The 20,306-nt window shown below is 69.1% G+C and carries 7 protein-coding genes; 5 read left to right on the forward strand and 2 right to left on the reverse strand.

Going from position 1 to position 20,306, the window contains the following annotated elements; translation table 11 throughout:
* Window positions 1–12 precede the first annotated feature (12 nt).
* The 3 genes from CJ177_RS16200 to CJ177_RS16210 are packed head-to-tail and all read left to right on the forward strand — an operon-like array spanning window position 13 to window position 16,839.
* Window positions 13–4,455 carry a condensation domain-containing protein gene (locus tag CJ177_RS16200; RefSeq protein WP_095868121.1) on the forward strand — a complete coding sequence of 1,481 codons (4,443 nt, stop codon included), beginning with the start codon at window positions 13–15 and terminating at the stop codon, window positions 4,453–4,455.
* The gene (locus CJ177_RS16205) at window positions 4,452–5,312 is read left to right on the forward strand and encodes a 3-hydroxyacyl-CoA dehydrogenase family protein (protein ID WP_061045024.1); all 861 of its coding nucleotides are present in this window, start codon (window positions 4,452–4,454) and stop codon (window positions 5,310–5,312) included. Before CJ177_RS16200 ends, CJ177_RS16205 begins: the two co-directional genes overlap by 4 nt.
* A complete protein-coding gene (locus CJ177_RS16210) occupies window positions 5,299–16,839 on the forward strand; it encodes a non-ribosomal peptide synthetase (RefSeq protein ID WP_095868122.1) in 11,541 nt (3,846 codons plus the stop codon). The genes CJ177_RS16205 and CJ177_RS16210 overlap by 14 nt, the downstream gene beginning before the upstream one ends.
* On the opposite strand, the gene CJ177_RS16215 is transcribed toward CJ177_RS16210, so the two are convergent.
* Window positions 16,795–17,754 carry an alpha/beta hydrolase family protein gene (locus CJ177_RS16215; RefSeq protein WP_005251689.1) on the reverse strand — a complete coding sequence of 320 codons (960 nt, stop codon included), beginning with the start codon at window positions 17,752–17,754 and terminating at the stop codon, window positions 16,795–16,797. The genes CJ177_RS16210 and CJ177_RS16215 overlap by 45 nt on opposite strands.
* Window positions 17,755–17,846: 92 nt before the next feature.
* On the opposite strand from CJ177_RS16215, the gene CJ177_RS16220 reads away from it, so the two are divergent.
* Complete coding sequence (locus CJ177_RS16220; protein WP_005264833.1) at window positions 17,847–18,188, forward strand: YidH family protein; 342 nt, start codon at window positions 17,847–17,849, stop codon at window positions 18,186–18,188.
* A 55-nt stretch (window positions 18,189–18,243) separates the two neighbouring features.
* The gene (gene fgd, locus CJ177_RS16225; protein ID WP_054247883.1) at window positions 18,244–19,251 is read left to right on the forward strand and encodes a glucose-6-phosphate dehydrogenase (coenzyme-F420); all 1,008 of its coding nucleotides are present in this window, start codon (window positions 18,244–18,246) and stop codon (window positions 19,249–19,251) included.
* 69 nt (window positions 19,252–19,320) lie between these two features.
* Here fgd and CJ177_RS16230 read toward each other — a convergent pair whose 3' ends face one another.
* Complete coding sequence (locus tag CJ177_RS16230; RefSeq protein ID WP_005251692.1) at window positions 19,321–20,235, reverse strand: diiron oxygenase; 915 nt, start codon at window positions 20,233–20,235, stop codon at window positions 19,321–19,323.
* Window positions 20,236–20,306 lie beyond the last annotated feature (71 nt).

The following is a 20,306-nucleotide window of genomic DNA, read 5'->3' on the forward strand; positions in this document are numbered from 1 at the left end:
GAGGAGGCAACCGTGACCGTGCGACATCCCACACCGGATCCTGCACCGGGCGACGACGACATCGCCGTGGTCGGCATCGCCGCGCGCTACCCCGAGGCCGCGAACCTGGCGGAGTTCCGCGCCAATCTCGCGGCGGGCCGGGATTCGGTGCGCCCGCTGTCGCGGTCACGGGCGAAGGCGACCGGGCTGGGACCTCCCTCCCACTACCACGCGATGGGTTTCGTCGAGGACATCTCCACGTTCGACTACGCCTTCTTCACCCTGTCGAAACGGGAAGCGTCGCTGATCGACCCGCAGCAGCGGCTCGCACTGGTCCTCGCGTATCAGGCGGTCGAGGACGCCGGATACTCGGTGGCGGAGTTCCGCGACAGCGCGACGGCGGTGGTGTTCAGCGCCGCCACCTCGACGTATCCGGCGATGTGGGCGGAACCGGGTGTGCTGAGCACACTGGGCAACGTTCCGTTCGCCGTGCCGGCCCGGATCGCCTACCAGCTCGGCCTCACCGGCCCCTGCTACGCCGTCGACTCGGGTTGCAACGGGTCGCTGATCGCGGTGCACCACGCCTGCCGGGAGCTGCGGTCGGGTGACGCCGACTTCGCCCTCGCAGGCGGAGTCAGTCTGCGGGTGAACGGTCTCCGCGCCGACATGGCGGAGGGATCCGCGGAACTGATGTCACCCGGCGGGCGTTGCCGCGCGTTCGACGCGAACGCGGACGGCACCGCGGTCGGGGAGGGCGGTGCGGCGCTCCTCCTCACCACGATGGCCCGCGCCCGCGCCGACCGCGTCCCCGTCCACGCCGTGATCCGCGGCACCGCAACGGTGTCCAGCGGGCATTCGTCCGCGACGATCAGCTCCCCGAGCGCCCGGGCGCAGGTGGCCGTCATCTCCCGGGCCTGGCAGAAGGCGGGTCTCACCCCGGACGATGCCGGGTACCTCGAGGCCCACGGATCGGGAACTCCACTCGGCGACGCGGTCGAACTCGAAGGGATCACGTCCGCGTTCCGGGGCCGTCCCGGCGTACTGCCGATCAGTTCGGTGAAGACCAACATCGGTCACCTCGATCACGCCGCCGGGGTGTCCGGCCTCGTGAAGGCGATCCTGGCCGTCGAGCACGGCGAGTTGTACCCGTCGCTGCATTTCGAACGACCCACCGGTGGAGTCGACCTCGCGGGCAACGGAATCGAGGTGGTCACCGAGGCCCGGACGTGGAGCGACGAGACCGGACCCCGGCGGGCGGGGGTGAGTTCGTTCAGCCTCGGCGGCATCAACGCACACTGCGTGGTGGAACAACCGCCCGCGCGTGCCACCGGATCGCGCGCCGGCACTACGAGTCGACTGGTCGGGGTGTCGGCGAAGAGCGTGGGCGCCCTCGCCACGCTGTGTACGGAACTGGCGACGGCCGTGCGCGGGCACGACCTCGACGATGTGGTCTTCACCCTCAATCACGGCCGCCCGCACCACGACCACCGGGTGGCGGTGCACGCACGCAGCATCGCCGAACTCGCGCAGTCGCTCGCTGTCCGCGCCGCCGAACTCGACGCCCGCGGCGAGGACTCCGCACCGACCACCCGGCAACGCCCCGCCGTGGCGTTGCTGCTGTCGCCCGACCGGATGCCGCCCGCACTGCGCGGCCGAACCCTGCCGTCGGAGCTTCCGGCCACCGGCGACGAGGCGGACCTCCTCGCCGGCCAGATCGCCGTCCACCGTGACCTCCGGGCCGCGGGCGTCACCGTCGACGCCGTCCTCAGCGGCGGCGTGTCCCGGTACGCGGCCCGGTATCTGCGGGACACACTGTCGGCGGTGGAGGCTGCAGACATCGCCGCCGCGGCCGCGGACCCCTCGATCGACACCGACCGGCTCGTCGCCGTCGCGAAGGGAATGCTCGCGGACGGCCCCGTCGTCTTCGTGGAGCCGAGCCCCGAGGGACGCCTCGGCGCACTGCTCGCCGACGCTCTCCGCGACACGCCGGACGTCGACATACTCCGTGCGCCGGACACGTCCGACGCGGTCACCCATCTCCTCGCCCGGCTGTACGAGCGCGGAGTCGACCTCGACTGGGCGGCCGTCGACCGTGGTGACGACTCCGCCTGGCGAGTGCGCCTACCCGGCCACCCGATGCGCGGTTCGCGGTGCTGGTTCGACCTCCCGGGCCAACCCGACTGGGACGACGCCGCGGACAATCCGTCGGCGGAACCGAGCCCGCAATCGGTGACGGCCGCGCCGGAAGACAGCCTCGACTGGTTGCAGACGACACTGCGCGAGTTGCTCCACAGCGAGAGGGACGTCGGCGCCGACGACGACTATTTCGACCTCGGTGGAAACTCGCTCATCGGCATGCAACTCGTCGACCGGGTGTCGGACCGATACGGGGTCCGGCCCAAACTCATCGACCTCTACGAGCGGCCGAAGGTCGCAGATTTCGCCGCACTCCTCGCGGACGGCACGTCCGCGTCCGGTGGGCTGCCTCCGATCATGCCGCGGGGGCGGCACGTGATGTCGTTCGGTCAGGTACGCATGTGGTTCCATCACCAACTCGACGCCGACACGACCATCTACAACCTGCCGATGGTCAGCGAATTGCACGGGCCGATCGACGAATCCGCCGTCCGGGGAATGTGGGACGACCTCGCCGCACGGCACCGGGTGCTGCTGTCCAACTACGTCGAGGTCGACGGGGAGCCGGAACTGCGGATCCGCGAAACCCTCGGCGACTTCTTCCGCACCGCCGACGTGTCGGGCGAACCGGATCCGGTGGCCGCGGCCCGGGCCCTCGTGCACGAGGCCGCGGTGGCACCGTTCGACCTGGCCACCGACCCGCTTGTGCGGGCACTGCTCATCAGGATCGGCCCCGACGAGCACGTCCTGCAGGTCACCACCCACCATTCCGTCAACGACGGGGGTTCGCCGAGAATCTTCGAGCAGGAACTGCCCGCCCTGTACGCGGCACGCCGCGCCGGCCGCCGCGCCGACCTCGCACCGCTCCCCATCGAGTACTGGGACTACGCCCTGTGGCAGCGGGAACTCATCGCGAGTGCCGCGCTCGACTCCGAACTCGAATACTGGAGAACCGTTCTGGAGGACGTACCGCTGCTCCGGCTGCCCACCGACTTCCCGCGTCCGGAGCGGAAGAACTTCACCGGCGCGTTCCACACGTTCACCGTCTCCGAGGAGCTGACCCGGAGCCTGCGGGCCGTGGCCCGGAGGGAGTCCGTGTCGCTGTTCGTGGTGCTGCTCTCCGCGTTCTACCTCCTCATGGCGAGCCGCAGCCGCCAGCGCGACCTCGTGGTCGGGACACCGACGACCGGACGCAACCGGCCGGAACTGTCCGGCATGATCGGGTACTTCAACAGCACGGTGGCACTGCGCGCCGACCTGTCCGGGGACCCGAACATCACGGAGCTGTGCGCACGCGTGCGTGATGTCGTGCTCGGCGCCCTCGAACACCAGGAGATCCCGTTCGACCGCGTCGTGACCGCACTCACCGGCGACCGGGACCTGAGCCGGACACCACTGTTCGACGTCTGCCACGTCCACCAGGAACTGCCGGCGCTGCAGTCGCAGCAAGGACTCACCGAGACGCTGTTCGACCAGGAGGATCCCGCGGCCATCGCGTTCGGCGGGGTGCCGTCCGGCACGGCCAAGTTCGATCTCACCCTCGTCACCACGGAGCGGGGCGGCGAGGACGGCATGGCGGCCGGGCTCGAGTTCAGCACGGAACTGTTCACCGAGCAGACTGCCGCCGCGCTGTGCGCCGAATACGTCCGCATCCTCGAAGGTGTCGCGGATGCGCCTCGCACACAACCTGTTTCCGTGTTCCTGACCGACGCGGCCCCCGCCCCGGTGGCGCGGCTGGTGGCGCCACCCCTGGTCCCGGCCGACCGGCCCCGGCAACCCTCGACCGGCGCGGAACCGCCGAGCTACTCGACCGCACGGGTGACGGCGACACTCGACGGACAACCGGGCCACCCGGAACTGCTCGCCGCCTGGCTCACGCTCCTCGCCTGGTACACGGCGCAGGACGAGGTGGCCGTGGGCACCGCCCCGGGACCGGGGGCATCGCCGCGGGTCGTGGTCGCGGACCTGTCGGGAGATCCCACCTACCCGGAGCTGGTGGAGACCGTACGCCGGGAGCTGTCTTCGGATCCTCGCGCGGCCGACACGGCGGCGCAGGACTTCCCCGTGCGCTGCGACGGGGAGCGCGACGACAGCGCCGAACGGGCAGACCTGTCGCCCGTCGAACTCGGGCTGTCGTGGACCCGCGGTCCGACGGCACTCACCCTCGAACTCGACTACGCCACCGACCTCTTCGACCGGAGCACGGCTACCGCGATGCTCACCGACCTCCGGCGGCTGCTGGCCGGACTCGTGGCTCATCCCGACCTGCCCACCCAGGAGGTGGCGATGGAGTACGTGCACCAGGACGACACAGGCTTTTCGACGGAGGCGGCGCGATGAGTGAAGGCAGTGCGATGAGCGTCGGTGTGGTGGGGGCGGGGACCATGGGCGCCGGGGTGGCCGAATGTCTCGCGCAGGCCGGCCACGACGTGATCGTCGTCGACCCCGACCCGCGGGCCGTCGAACAGGCGCGGTCTCGGATGCGCGACTCGCTGCGGCTCGCGATACTCCTCGGCCGGGCCGGTGGTCCGAAACCCGCCGAAGCCGCCGCGCGGGTGCACTGGACCGGGCAGCTGACCGATCTGCGGGACGCCGCCGTCGTCATCGAATGCGTCCCCGAGCGAATCGACCTCAAGGAGAAGGTCTTCGCCGAACTGGATCGTGTGTGCGCACCCGACGCGCTACTCGCGTCGTGCACCTCCGGCATCCCCGTCGACCGACTCGCCGCGAGTACCACGAGACCGGAACAGGTTGTCGGACTGCACTTCATGAACCCCGCCCCGCTCAAGGACACCGTGGAGGTGGTGCGGGGGCCGCGGACGTCGCCGCAGTCGCTGGACCGTGCGCTGACGCTCCTCGCCACACTGGACAAGACCGGCATCGTCGTCGGCGACGGACCCGGATTCCTGCTGAACCGTGTCCTCATGCTGTGTATCGCGGAGGCGGCGACCGCCCTCGGCGACGGTATCGCCGACGCGGACACCACCGATGCGTTGTTCGAAGGCTGCCTCGGCCACCCGATGGGACCACTGCGGACCGCCGACCTGATCGGCCTGGACAACGTCCACGACACGATGACCGCGCTGCGCGAGTTGACCGGTGACGACCACTACCGCCCGCCCGAGCCGCTCGTCGCCCTGGTCGAGGCCGGTCATCTCGGGCGTAAGACCGGGCGAGGATTCCATGAGTACCGGTGAGGTGCTGCCCCTCACCTACGACCAGCTCGCGGTGCTCCGCGCCGGTGTTCCCGACGCCTCCTTCGGCCAGTATCTCGAACTCGACGGCCCGCTCGACGAAGACCGGTTCTGCCGGGTGCTGCAGCAGACGCTGGCCGAATGCACCGGACTGCACAGCACTTTCGTGCTCGACGGCCCGGAACCCGGGCAGGTTACCGGCGCCCCGGTGACCGGCCCGGACGTCCTCGACGCCGCCGCGTCCGACGACCCCGGCCGACTCGTGACGACATGGATCGACCACGAGCTGAACCGCCCGATGGACCCCGGCACCGGACCGCTGTACGTGCACGCCCTGTTCCGATTGCCGCACGGCCGATACGGGTGGTTCCAGCGCTACCACCGATTGGTGAACGACGAACCGGGCATGACGGCGATCGTCCACCGCACCGCCGAGACCTATGAGGCGGGGGAATCCGCCCCCACCCCGCCGCCGGAGTCCCGGCCGTTCGTGTCGCCGTCCGTCCCGCTGACCTCCGATGCGCGGTACCGCGAGAGCGACTCGTGGGCGGACGACCGCCGCTACTGGGAGCACCTGCTCGCCGGAGCGCCGCGACACGAGACCCCGCCCGGTCCGGTCTCCGAGGAGGAGAACCTCGGCCCGTTCACCATTCCCGCCGACGGCGCGCTCGTACGGCTCGCACGCCGCAGCGGTGGCGGTCCCGCCGCCGTCCTACTCGCCGCGCTGGCGGTGTACCGGCACAGCCGCACGGCCATCGACGACGTGGTGGTCGGGCACCGGTCGCAAGGGTCCACCACACCCGTGAGGCTCTCCCTCGCACCGCAACTCACGTTCGATGCGCTGACACGGCACGTGGGTCTGCAACTGCGGAGATCCCGGAGACACCGGTTCCTCTCTTCCACAGATGGTCCGGTGGACTCGTGGTCCGTCGCGGGCGGCATGCGGGAACCGCTCGGCGTCGAGCGCATCGGCACGGGTGCCGTCGCCGTCGTGAAGCGGTGGGACTCCGCCGGTGGCGGGGTGTTCGTGGAGGTCGACGACCGGGACGGTTCCTGGACCGTCGACGTGCACGGTCCCGGTGACGCGCAGTGCCTCTCCCACATTCTCGCCGCCGCGGTCGAGGCACCGGATACACCGTTGGCTCGTGTGGATGTGTTGGGTGTGGTGGAGCGGGGGGTGTTGGTGCCGGTGCGGGGTAGGGCTGGTGTGGGGGTGCGGTTGTTGCCGGAGATTTTGGCGGGGGGTGTGGGGTTGGGTGGGGGTGGTGTGGCGGTGTCGTGTGGGGGTGTGGAGTTGTCGTATGGGGAGTTGGATGAGTGGTCGAATCGGTGGGCGCGGGTGTTGATCGGGCGGGGTGTGGGTCCGGGTGTGGTGGTGGGGGTGGCGGTGCCGCGGTCGGTGGAGTTGGTGGTGGCGGTGTGGGCGGTGGTGAAGTCGGGGGCGGCGTTTGTGCCGGTGGATCCGGGGTTGCCGGAGGTGCGGGTGCGGGAGTTGTTGGTGGATTCGGTTGCGGTGGTGGGGTTGTCGGTGTCGGGGGTGGTGTTGCCGTCGGTGGTGGAGTGGTTGTGGGTTGATGATTGGGGTGTGGTGGTGGGGGTGTCGGGGGTGGGGGTGTCGGATGGGGATCGGGTGCGGCGGTTGTGGGTGGGGGATGCGGCGTATGTGATGTATACGTCGGGGTCGTCGGGGCGTCCGAAGGGGGTGGTGGTGACGCATGGGGGTTTGGCGAATTTGGTTGAGGAGGTGCGGGTTCGGTTTGGTTTGTGGTCGGGGTGTCGGGTGTCGCATGTGGCGTCGCCGAGTTTTGATGCGTCGGTGTACGAGTGGTTGATGGCGTTTTCGGTGGGGGCGCGGTTGGTGGTGGCGCCGGCGGGGGTGTTCGGGGGTGCGGCGTTGGGGGAGTGGTTGGCGGTGGAGGGGGTGACGCATTGTTTTGTGACGCCGTCGGTGTTGGCGACGGTGGAGTCGGGGGTGTTGGGGTCGGTGCGGGTGTTGGTGGTGGCGGGGGAGGTGTTGGGGCCGGAGTTGGTGGCGCGGTGGGCGCCGGGGCGGGAGTTGTTCGATGCGTATGGGCCGACGGAGGTGACGGTGCAGGCGACGGTCAGTGGTGCGTTGGTGGCGGGGGGTGTGGTGACGGTGGGGGGTCCGGCGGTGGGTGTGGAGGTGGTGGTGCTGGATGGGTGGTTGCGGCCGGTGCCGGTGGGTGTGGTGGGGGAGTTGTATGTGGGGGGTGCGGGGTTGGCGCGGGGGTATTTGGGGCGGGCGGGGTTGACGGCGGGGTCGTTTGTGGCGAATCCGTTCGGGGTGGTGGGGTCGCGGTTGTATCGGACGGGGGATTTGGTGCGGTGGGATGGGTTGGGGTCGTTGGTGTTTGTGGGGCGTGCTGATTTTCAGGTGAAGGTGCGGGGGCAGCGGGTGGAGTTGGGGGAGGTGGAGTCGGTGTTGGTGCGGTGTCCGGGGGTGGTGGCGGCTGCGGTGGTGGTGGGTGAGGGTGGTGGGTTGGTGGGGTATGTGGTGCCGGAGGTGGGGGTGCGGGTGGATCCGGGTGTGGTGGTGGAGTTTGCGGGGTCGGTGTTGCCGGGGGGTGTGGTGCCGTCGGTGGTGGTGGTGTTGGGGGAGTTGCCGGTGACGGCGAGTGGGAAGTTGGATCGTGCCGCACTCCCCGCGCCCGTCGTGGCGCGCGGACCCCACCGCGTACCACGAACAGTGGCGGAACACACGCTGGCGTCGGTGTTCGCCGAAGTGCTCGGGCTCGACCAGGTCGGGTTGGACGAATCGTTCTTCGCGCTGGGCGGCGACAGCATCCTGTCGATCCGGCTCGTATCCCGTGCCAAGGCACGAGGACTGGTGTTCACCCCGCAGCAGGTGTTCGAGCACCGGACCGTGGCCGCGCTCGCGGCAGAATCGGACATCACGGAGGGTGAGACCACAGTTGCGCTCGCCGAACTCGCGGGCGGCGGAATCGGCACGTTCCCGCCCACCCCGGTGGTCCGGTACCTGATCGAGCGCGGCGGGCACTTCGAGCGGTTCAGCCAGAGCGTGCTGATCGACCTCCCGGGCGGCATCGACTCGGACCGGCTCCTCGCGACCGTCACCGCGGTGCTCGCGCGACACGACATGCTGCGGTCGCGGCTTTACCAGGACGCGAACGGGCAGTGGCAGATGGAGACTCGTGCCGCGACCGAGATCGACATCGACTCACTGGTCCGGCGCATCGTTGTCGACCCGGAGTCCGATCCCGGCACGCTGGCAGACCTGATCGCGGCCGAGCACCAAGCGGCCGTGGAGAGGCTGCGCCCGTCCGACGGGGTGGTCGTCCAGTTCGTCTGGCTCGACCCGCGGCCCGCCGCCGCGCCCCCGGCACGGACCGGACGATTGATCGTGGTGGCACACCACCTCGCGGTCGACGGGGTGTCGTGGCGGATTCTGCTGCCCGACTTCGCAGCTGCCGGGTACCAGTTCAGTACCGGGAGCGTACCGGCCCTCCCGGAACCGGCGACGTCGATGCGCCGGTGGGCGCACGCGCTGGCCGAAGAAGCCGTCCGGAGCGACAGGGCCGCCGAGTTGGGGTGGTGGCAGCACGTCGTCGACGGACCCGACCCGCTGATCACCGAACGCCCCCTCGATCCGGGCCGGGACCTCGCGACCGCGCTGCAGGACGTGAGCGTCGAGACCTCCCGCGACGACACGTCCGCTCTGCTCACACGCCTCCCGGAGCTGTATCACGGGGGTGTCCTCGACGTCCTGCTGACGGCGCTGGTGGTGGCGGCGTCGAGGTGGCGTGCGGAGGGGGGGATCCCGGGCACGTCGATGCTGATCCGGCTGGAAGGGCACGGCCGGGAGCAGCAGGTGGTGCCCGGTGCCGACCTGTCCCGCACCGTCGGCTGGTTCACGACGGTCTTCCCCGTGCGCGTCGATCTCCGCGGCATCGACCTCGACAACGCACTCGTCGGCGGCCACGACATCGGCAGCGCCGTGAAACGCGTGAAAGAACACCTCCGGGAAGTCCCCGACATGGGCATCGGTTACGGACTGCTCCGCTACCTGAACCCGGAGACCGCGGGCAGCCTGCCGGGAACGGAACCGGGGCAGATCAGTTTCAACTATCTCGGTCAGGTTCCGGATTCGGCGGACGGCGACACGGCGGTCGGCTGGAGTCCCGCGGACGGGTTCGGCGACCTGCGGTACGTCCCGGACCCCGACATGCCGGCGTCTGCCGCCGTCGAGGTCAACGCGATCGTGATCGGCGGACGACTCCGGGTCGGGTTCGGGTTCCCGGACACTCTGCTCGCGCACGCCGACGTGGAGCGGCTGGCACAACGGTGGCGGGAGTGTGTGTGCGCATTGGTGTCCCACGCGCACAGTGGGGACGCAGGCGGACTCACACCGTCGGACGTTCCCCTCGTCGACGTGACCCAGGCCGACCTCGACACGTGGGAGGAGCGCTTCGGCGTGCTCACCGACGTGTGGCCGCCCGCACCCCTGCAGGCCGGGTTGCTGTTCCACGCCCTGCTCGCGAAACCGTCGATCGACGCGTACACCGTCCAGGTGGCACTGCACCTGAAGGGTGCCGTCGACCCGTCCCGGATGCGCCGCGCCGCCACGGCATTGCTGGATCGGCACGCGAATCTGCGGGTGGCGTTCGTCCCCGCCCGAGACGGAACATTCGTCCAGGTGGTGCCCGCGGCCGTCGACCTCCCGTTCCGCGAGATCGACCTCACGGATCTGCCCGAGGTCGCGCGGTCCGCCGAACTGGACCGGGTCCTGACCGCCGACCGGGCCACGCCGTTCGACACGTCCCGGGCCCCACTGGTGCGGTTCCTGCTCGTGACGACCGGCAGCCACGAATCCCGGCTCGTGTGGACCAATCATCACACCCTCCTCGACGGATGGTCGATGCCGCTCGCGATCCGCGAGCTGCTCGCGCTCTATGTGGCCGGAGACGACGATGTTTCGGCGTTGCCGCGACCCCGGCCCTACCGAGACTTCCTGTCGTGGCTGCATCGCCGGGACCCTGCGGACTCGCGAGTGGCATGGGCGACCGCGCTCGCCGGCGTCGACGGTCCGACGCTGCTCCTGCCCGACGCACGGGGGCGGCCGCTGTCGGCTCCTCCCGAGAGTGCTCGGTTCACCGTGTCCGAGGAACTGACCGCCGACCTCACCACCCTCGCGCGTACCCGCAACACGACGCTGAACACGGTGACTCAGGTGGCGTGGGGCATCGTGCTCGGTTCAGCGACTTCCCGCCACGACGTGACGTTCGGAAGCACCGTGTCCGGGCGGTCGCCGCACCTGTCCGGCGTCGAATCGATGATCGGGTTGTTCGTCAACACCGTGCCCACACGCATCACACTGAACCCCCGGGAAACGCTCGGCCGGCTGCTCGACCGGACACAAGCGGAACAGGCAGCCCTCCTCGACCACCACCACCACCTCGGTCTCGCCGACATCCAGCGAGCAGCCGGTCCCGACATCGGGTTCGACACGGCAACCGTCTTCGAGTCGTACCCGATCGACCGGGGAGGCCTGACCGAAGACACCGACCTCGCCGGCATCCGGGTGGTCGACGTGAGCGGCGTCGACGCCACACACTATCCGCTGAGCGTCGCCTTCTCGGTGGACACGCAGCTGCGCATGACGTTTCACTACCGACCCGACCTCGTCGACCGGGCCACCGTCGACGCGACGGCCGGCCGGGTCATCCGGGTGCTCGAGGTGATGGCCTCCGATCCGGATGTCACGTTGGCTCGTGTGGATGTGTTGGGTGTGGTGGAGCGGGGGGTGTTGGTGCCGGTGCGGGGTAGGGCTGGTGTGGGGGTGCGGTTGTTGCCGGAGATTTTGGCGGGGGGTGTGGGGTTGGGTGGGGGTGGTGTGGCGGTGTCGTGTGGGGGTGTGGAGTTGTCGTATGGGGAGTTGGATGAGTGGTCGAATCGGTGGGCGCGGGTGTTGATCGGGCGGGGTGTGGGTCCGGGTGTGGTGGTGGGGGTGGCGGTGCCGCGGTCGGTGGAGTTGGTGGTGGCGGTGTGGGCGGTGGTGAAGTCGGGGGCGGCGTTTGTGCCGGTGGATCCGGGGTTGCCGGAGGTGCGGGTGCGGGAGTTGTTGGTGGATTCGGTTGCGGTGGTGGGGTTGTCGGTGTCGGGGGTGGTGTTGCCGTCGGTGGTGGAGTGGTTGCGGGTTGATGATTGGGGTGTGGTGGTGGGGGTGTCGGGGGTGGGGGTGTCGGATGGGGATCGGGTGCGGCGGTTGTGGGTGGGGGATGCGGCGTATGTGATGTATACGTCGGGGTCGTCGGGGCGTCCGAAGGGGGTGGTGGTGACGCATGGGGGTTTGGCGAATTTGGTTGAGGAGGTGCGGGTTCGGTTTGGTTTGTGGTCGGGGTGTCGGGTGTCGCATGTGGCGTCGCCGAGTTTTGATGCGTCGGTGTACGAGTGGTTGATGGCGTTTTCGGTGGGGGCGCGGTTGGTGGTGGCGCCGGCGGGGGTGTTCGGGGGTGCGGCGTTGGGGGAGTGGTTGGCGGTGGAGGGGGTGACGCATTGTTTTGTGACGCCGTCGGTGTTGGCGACGGTGGAGTCGGGGGTGTTGGGGTCGGTGCGGGTGTTGGTGGTGGCGGGGGAGGTGTTGGGGCCGGAGTTGGTGGCGCGGTGGGCGCCGGGGCGGGAGTTGTTCGATGCGTATGGGCCGACGGAGGTGACGGTGCAGGCGACGGTCAGTGGTGCGTTGGTGGCGGGGGGTGTGGTGACGGTGGGGGGTCCGGCGGTGGGTGTGGAGGTGGTGGTGCTGGATGGGTGGTTGCGGCCGGTGCCGGTGGGTGTGGTGGGGGAGTTGTATGTGGGGGGTGCGGGGTTGGCGCGGGGGTATTTGGGGCGGGCGGGGTTGACGGCGGGGTCGTTTGTGGCGAATCCGTTCGGGGTGGTGGGGTCGCGGTTGTATCGGACGGGGGATTTGGTGCGGTGGGATGGGTTGGGGTCGTTGGTGTTTGTGGGGCGTGCTGATTTTCAGGTGAAGGTGCGGGGGCAGCGGGTGGAGTTGGGGGAGGTGGAGTCGGTGTTGGTGCGGTGTCCGGGGGTGGTGGCGGCTGCGGTGGTGGTGGGTGAGGGTGGTGGGTTGGTGGGGTATGTGGTGCCGGAGGTGGGGGTGCGGGTGGATCCGGGTGTGGTGGTGGAGTTTGCGGGGTCGGTGTTGCCGGGGGGTGTGGTGCCGTCGGTGGTGGTGGTGTTGGGGGAGTTGCCGGTGACGGCGAGTGGGAAGTTGGATCGTGCCGCACTCCCCGCACCGGAGGCTCCGGCGCGTCGATTCCGCGCCCCGGCAACCCCGTTCGAGTCCGTTGTCGCCGAGGTGTACGGCGACGTCCTCGGTGTCGATCGCGTCGGTGCCGACGACGACTTCTTCCGGCTGGGCGGAGATTCGCTGTCGGCCACCCGGGTCGTCGCCCGGGTCGATGCCGCTCTCGGCGTCGACGTCGGCGTGCACGCCCTGTTCGAGGCGCCGACCGTGACGGCTTTCGCGGAGCGCGCGGCGAAAGCGGGTGTGCTGACGCACCGGCCGGAGTTGCGGGCAGCGCCGCGCCCCGAACGCATTCCCCTGTCCCTGGCGCAGACCCGCATGTGGTTCCTCAACCAGTTCGACACGTCTTCGCCCGCCTACAACATCGCCATGGCGTTCCGGCTCACCGGCGCACTCGACCTCGGGGCACTGCGGGCTGCGGTGTCCGATGTGGTGAAGCGCCACGAATCGCTCCGCACCCGATTCCCGATGGCCGGCGACGAACCGGTGCAGGTGATCCTCCCTGCTGCCGATTCGGTGCCGGACCTGCCCGTCACGACGGTGTCGAGCGACGAGGAGTTGCGGGAACGGCTGTCGGCGGCGGTCTCGGAGGGGTTCGACGTCACTGGGCAGATCCCGTTGCGGGCCGCCGTGTTCGAGATTTCCGGCACCGATCGAGTGCTGCTGGTCGTGGTCCACCACATCGTTGCGGACGGCGTGTCGATGGTCCCGCTCGCGCGCGACATGATGGTGGCGTACACCGCGCGGGCGGGCGGGCACGCCCCGGAGTGGCACCCGCCCACGGTCCAGTACGCCGACTTCACGCTCTGGCAGCGTCAGCTCCTCGGGTCGGAGGACGATCCGCAGTCGATGGTGTCGCAGCAACTGGACTACTGGCGCACCACGCTGGCCGGCCTCCCCGCCGCCCTGGACCTGCCCGCCGACCGCCCGCGGTCGATGCAACGCACGCCCGACGGGAGCAGGGTCGGATTCGAGATCGACGCCGGTCTGCACCACCGGCTGCTGGCGACGGCGTCCACGCACCAGTCGACCGTGTTCATGGTCGCGCACGCCGCCCTTGCCGCCTTCCTCGCGAGGATGTCCGGTACCGAGGACATCGCCGTCGGCACCCCGGTCGCCGGGCGCGGCGAGGCCGCCCTCGACGACGTGGTCGGCATGTTCGTCAACACCGTGGTGCTGCGGACCGTCGTCTCCGACGCGAGCCGGTTCTCCGAACTGCTCGGGCAGGTGCGCGACGTCGATCTCGGCGCGTACGCCCACGCGGAGGTGCCGTTCGAGAAGGTCGTGGAAGCGCTCGATCCGCCCCGCTCGACGGCACACTCACCGCTGTTCCAGGTGCTGCTCGAGTTCCAGAACGTCGAACGCCCCGACCTTTCGCTGCCCGGCGTCGCGGTAGAGGGCATCGACCTCGGTGCGACGATCGCGAGGTTCGACCTGCAGCTGACGTTGTCCGAGGAGTACACGGACGACGGAACACCGGCAGGCATCACGGCCGGTTTCACCTACGCCACCGACCTTTTCGACGCCGAAACCGTCGCCGGCCTGGCCGACCGGTTCGTCCGGATGCTCGACATCGCCGTCACCGACCCGTCGATCAGGGTCGGCGACCTCGAGATCCTCGACGCCCTCGAACGGGACGAACTCGTGCCCATGCGCGGCTTTCCCGCGGCCGCGGAACGCACGCTGCCGGACGTCCTCACCGCGGGCGCCGCGCTTGCACCGGGGGCGACCGCAGTGTCGTGCGAAGGCGTCACCGTGTCATACCGGGAACTCGACGAGCGGTCGAACCGACTGGCCAGGGCGCTGATCCGTCGGGGCGCCGGCCCGGACGCCTTCGTCGCGATCGGCGTGCCGCGATCGATCGAATGGGTGCTGTCGGTGTGGGCGGTCGCGAAATCGGGGGCGGCGTACGTGCCGGTCGATCCCGCCCTGCCGCCCGCGCGCACCGGCGGCATGCTCGAGGATTCGGGTGCGGTGCTCGGGTTGACGGTGACGGAGCACCGTGACCGGTTGCCCGGGGTGGTGCCGTGGCTGCTGCTCGACGATCCCGACGTGGCGACTGCGCATTCCGCAGACCCGATCTCCGACGCCGACCGCATCCGTCCGCTGCGCGTCGAGCACACCGCCTTCCTGCTCTACACCTCCGGTTCGACGGGAACACCGAAGGGCGTCGTGATCACGCACGGCGGTCTCGCGAATCTCGCTGTGGAGGAACGGGAACGGTTCGCGTCGATGCACGGTGCCCGGGTGTCGCACCTGGCGTCGCCGAATTTCGACGCGTCCGTGTTCGAACTGCTGATGGCGTTCGCCGTCGGCGCGACTCTGGTGATCGTGCCGCCGAGAATCTTCGGGGGAAGGGAACTGGCCGAACTGCTCGAGGCCGAGCACGTCACGCACGCCTTCTTCACACCCACGATCCTGGACACCCTCCGCCCCGAGGACCTCCCCTCCCTGCGGATACTCGCGATGGGAGGCGAACGGTTCCCACCCGAGTTGGCGGACCGCTGGACCCCGGGGCGCTTCGTCTTCAACGGGTACGGCCCGGCCGAGGCCACGGTCCAGACGACGATCAGCGAGGTGCTGTCACCCGACGAACCGGTGAACATCGGTGGGCCCGGCCGCGGCGTCGACGTGATCGTGGTGAACACCTGGCTGCAGCCCGTTCCGGTGGGGGTGATCGGGGAACTGTACGTCGCGGGGCCGGGGCTCGCGCGCGGCTACCACCGGCGTGCGGCGCTGACGGCCGCGTCCTTCGTGGCGAACCCGTTCGGCGAACCCGGCTCCCGCATGTACCGGACCGGCGACCTCGTGCGGTGGATCGAGGTCGGCAGGCTGGAGTATGTGGGACGCAACGACTTCCAGGTGAAGATCCGGGGACAGCGGGTGGAACTCGGCGAAATCGAATCGGTGCTGGCCCGCTGCGACGGCGTCGGCCGCGCGGCGGTCACCGTGCACAGCGGCACCGGCGACCGGCTGGTGGGATACGTGACCGCCGAAGCCGGTGCGAGCATCGACACCGCCGAGGTACTCCGGTACGCCGGATCCCACCTCGCGCCGTACATGGTGCCCACCCAGCTGGTGGTGCTCGACCGGCTGCCCGTCGGCCGCACCGGCAAGCTCGACCGGCGAGCGCTACCCGCACCGGTGCTCGCGCCCAGAGAGTTCCGGGCACCCGCCACCCCGGTCGAGGAGGCGGTGGCGGAGGCCTTTGCCGACGTCCTCGGCATCGAACGCGTCGGAGCCGACGACGACTTCTTCGAACTGGGCGGGAACTCGCTCGTCGCGACCCGGGTGGCGTCCGCGCTCCGCGACCGGCTCGGCACCGACGTCGTGCTGCAATGGATCTTCCGCAACCCCACCCCGGAGGGCCTGGCTCGCCGCATCGTCGACCCGTCGGCGCTCGGAAGCATGCCGGCGGACGACGTGCTGAACGTCGTCGTTCCGTTCCGGGCATCCGGTGCGCAATCCGCGCTGTTCTGCGTGCACCCGGCGGGTGGACTCGCGCTGGGATACGCCGGACTGATGAAGTACGTCTCGCCCGACCGTCCGGTGTACGGGCTGCAGCTGCCGATCCTCAGCGGCGGAACGACGTTCGAGTCGATGGCGCAGCTCGCCCACCGGTACGTGGTCGAGATGCGCGCGGTGCAGCCCGAGGGGCCCTACCACCTGCTGGGCTGGTCCCTCGGCGGTGTCATCGCCCAGGCCGTCGCCGTCGAACTCCGTGAGTCCGGCGCCGAGGTCGGCACACTCGCGATGATGGACAGCTACGTCGCGGAGGGCGAAAACTTCGGTGACCTCGAGGTGAACGCCGAGGAGTGGTTGCACGGGCTGGGTGTCGAGTTCGAGGGCGAGGGCGACACCGGCATGTCGTACCGCGAGCAACTGGTCGAGATGCTCGGACGATCCTTCGGCCGCGACCCCGCGTTCGCGTCGACCCTCCTCGGTCGCATCAGCACCGGCCTGGAGAACTCGAGGCAGATCTCCACCGGATACCGGCCGCGAGTGTTCGACGGCGACCTGGTGTTCTTCAGCGCCGCGCAGTCCGCCGACGGGGAGGAAGGCGAACGGCCGTCGCCGAGCGTCTGGCAGCCCGCGATCACCGGCGTGATCGTCGAACACAAGGTGGAGTGCGACCACCTGCGGATGACCACACCGGAAGCCCTCGCGGTCATCGGGCCGATCCTGGAGCGCTCCCTGGGGTCACGCCCCGATCGCACTGCCGATGACGGGCCAGGAGTCCCGTAACTCGGTCTCGAACAGCCCCCACGAATGCGTGCCCTGCGACAGATAGGCGAACGTGGCGGGAATCCCCAGCGAGTGCAGCCGCGACTGGAACGCGGCCGCACACACGTTGGTCACCATCTCGACGACGCTGCCGCCGATCGTCTGGGGCACCACCAGCACGGGGTCGTGGTTGTCGATGTTGCCGGGAAGTCCGTTGCCGCTCGAGACGAACAATTCTGTGCCGCGCAGACGTTCGGCATTCAGCATCGGGTCGTGTACCCGCCACCGCGGATCCACGGCAGAGCCCCACATGTTGGCCGCATTGCCGCCGCCCCGCAATTCCACCATCGACCGCACCATCGCCTGGCCCAGCAGTCCGCTCGTCGCGGCACACCCGCTGTACGAGCCGACGGCACGATAGAAACCCGGAGCCTGAATGGCAAGGTCGAGTACCGCGCCGCCCGCCATCGACACCCCGCCGATGGCGTTCGCCCCCGTGGTCGCGAAGCGGCTGTCGATGGCCGCGGGGAGTTCGGTCGTCAGGTACGTCTGCCACTTGTTCCGGCCGAGGACCGGGTCGTCGGCATCCCAGTCCGTGTACATGCTGTACTGGCCGCCGATCGGCATTACCACGTTGACGTGCTTGTCGGCGAAGAAGTCCCGCACACCGGTGTTGTTGAACCAGGAGATCCCGTCCGACCCGCCGCCGATCCCGGTGAGCAGGTAGAAGGTGGGCGCCGGAGCGCCCGATGCGGGAGAGATGACGTCGTTGGCCACCCACCGGCCCATCGACTCCGAATACACGTCCACCCTGGTGATGCGGGGCTCGGCGGACGCCGACGGCGGGCCGAGCACCGCCCACACGGATACGACCAGCAGCATCACCGCCGGTACACGCAGAGAGATCGCGGATCGCAGAGCTTCGAACGGTCGCATGGACGCCCCCTGGCTGTGGCCTGCCCTTCCAATCTAGGACTGCGGGGTACCTGCTTGGTGCGGTTCCAGCGAACCGGTGTAAAGATGATTCGGTGACCGACAACGACCGGCCCGACGAACGTTTCACCCTCGCAAGCGAGCGGACGTTCCTCGCCTGGATGCGGAGTTCGCTTGCACTTCTGGCCGGTGGCATCGCGATGATCCACCTGGTCCCCGAATTCAGCACGGGGTGGGTGCGGACGACCCTCGGCCTGATCCTGATCGGTCTCGCCGCAGCCGCGGCCCTCGTCGGCATGCGGCGGTGGTCGCAGGTCGAGAAGGCCCTGCGCGACGGAGCACCGATGCCGCCGCCCCACGAGTTGTGGCTGTTCGCGGTGACACTGACGGTGGTGGCACTGGGAGCGGCGCTCGCCAGCCTGGTGGCCGCGCTCTAACCTGCAGAAGAGGTTTGCATCTCGCGAACCGGACGTGAAGACGAAGGAGTACACGGTGGCCCACGAACTCAAGCTCGGTTACAAGGCGTCCGCGGAGCAGTTCGGTCCGCGGGAGTTGGTGGAGCTGGGTGTTCTGGCGGAGGCGCACGGTATGGATTCGGCGACGGTGTCGGATCATTTCCAGCCGTGGCGGCACGAGGGTGGTCATGCGCCGTTCTCGTTGGCGTGGATGACGGCGGTCGGGGAGCGGACGGAGCGGTTGCAGTTGGGGACGTCGGTGATGACGCCGACGTTCCGGTACAACCCGGCGGTGGTGGCGCAGGCGTTCGCGACGATGGGGTGTCTGTACCCGGGGCGGATCATGCTCGGGGTGGGCACCGGAGAGGCGCTGAACGAGATCGCGACGGGTTTCGCGGGGGAGTGGCCGGAGTTCAAGGAACGGTTCGCGCGGCTGCGGGAGGCGGTCCGGTTGATGCGTGAGCTGTGGCTCGGTGATCGGGTCGATTTCGAGGGGGAGTACTTCACCACGAAGGGGGCGTCGATCTACGACGTGCCCGAGGGTGGGATTCCGGTGTACATCGCGGCCGGTGGTCCGGTGGTGGCCCGGTATGCCGGTCGGAGCGGTGACGGGTTCATCTGCACGTCCGGGAAGGGCATGGAGTTGTACACGGAGAAGTTGATGCCTGCGGTCGCGGAGGGGGCGGAGAAGGCGGACCGTGATGTGGCGGAGATCGACAAGATGATCGAGATCAAGATCTCGTACGACACGGATCCCGAGTTGGCGCTGGAGAACACCCGGTTCTGGGCGCCGTTGTCGTTGACGCCGGAGCAGAAGCACAGCATCGATGATCCGATCGAGATGGAGAAGGCGGCGGATGCGTTGCCGATCGAGCAGGTGGCGAAGCGGTGGATCGTGGCGTCGGATCCGGATGAGGCGGTGGCGCAGATCCGCCCGTATCTCGATGCAGGGTTGAACCACCTGGTGTTCCACGCTCCCGGCCACGATCAGAAGCGGTTCCTGGAACTCTTCGAGCGGGATCTGGCGCCGCGGTTGCGGGGGTAGGCGGCTTCGCCGCCCGTGCGTGGTTAACGAGTGCAGGGACTCGTCAACCACTCACGGGCCCGAAGGGCCTCACAGCATGTTCACGCGCTTGTAGAGGTGCCGGGAAGGACCGCCCAGCAGATCGGCGTCGTCCAGGAACCGCATGAGCGGCTGCGAACTCTCGCGAATCTTCTCGGCCCGGAATCGGTTGTTCTTCGCCTCGCGGAGCGCACGTTCGGTGTCCAGTCCGGCTGCCGCGTAGACGGCGGGATTGATCATGCTGGAGACGATCAGATTGGACGCGATAGCGATGCAGGCGCGGCTCGCAGCACGGTGCGCCTTGCTCATGCCCTGGGCCCGTCGCAGGGTCTCCTCCCGGGCGAAGCGCATGTGCCGGGCTTCTTCGACCACGTGAATCTTGCTGGTGACGCGGACGATCGGCTGGACGCGTGTGTCCTTCATCCAGTCGCGCTGCATGACGTCGAGGATCTCTTCGGCGACGAGAATGCCGGCGTACGCGACCTCTCCCGAGGCGAGCGCCTTGAACCCGCGACCCAGTGTGACCACCGACTTGCGCGGAACGTAGGAGGGGCAACCGAACTTCTCGGCGGTGCGCGCGAACATCACCGAGTGCCTGCACTCGTCGGCCACCTCGGTCAGCGCGAACTGGAAGTGGGCCTGCGATGCGTCCTTGGCGTACATGTCCCGGATGACCATCTGCTGAAGGATCATCTCGAACCAGATTCCGGTGCCCATGATCGAGGACACCTCGTGCTTCGTCAGCGTGATCTGCTGTTCGAACGTCATCTCGTCCCACATCGGCGTTCCGTACAGCGAGGACCACTCTGGGGTGAGGCCGTACAGGTCGTCGGGGACCGGCGCGTCCCAGTCCACCTCGACGGTCGGGTCGTACGACATGCGTGCGGAGGACTGGAGAAGCCGGGCGCCGGTGTCCTGGCGATCCGTGATCTTCGGATTGCGGAGAGCGAGCGTCGAGCGTGCCATGAAATCCTCCATGTCAGTGTGACCAGCAGTTACACCTAATCATGTCGAAGAAGCCCCTTGACGTCAATGGC

The organism is Rhodococcus sp. ACPA1, from assembly GCF_002300195.1.
GTDB lineage: Bacteria > Actinomycetota > Actinomycetes > Mycobacteriales > Mycobacteriaceae > Rhodococcus_F > Rhodococcus_F opacus.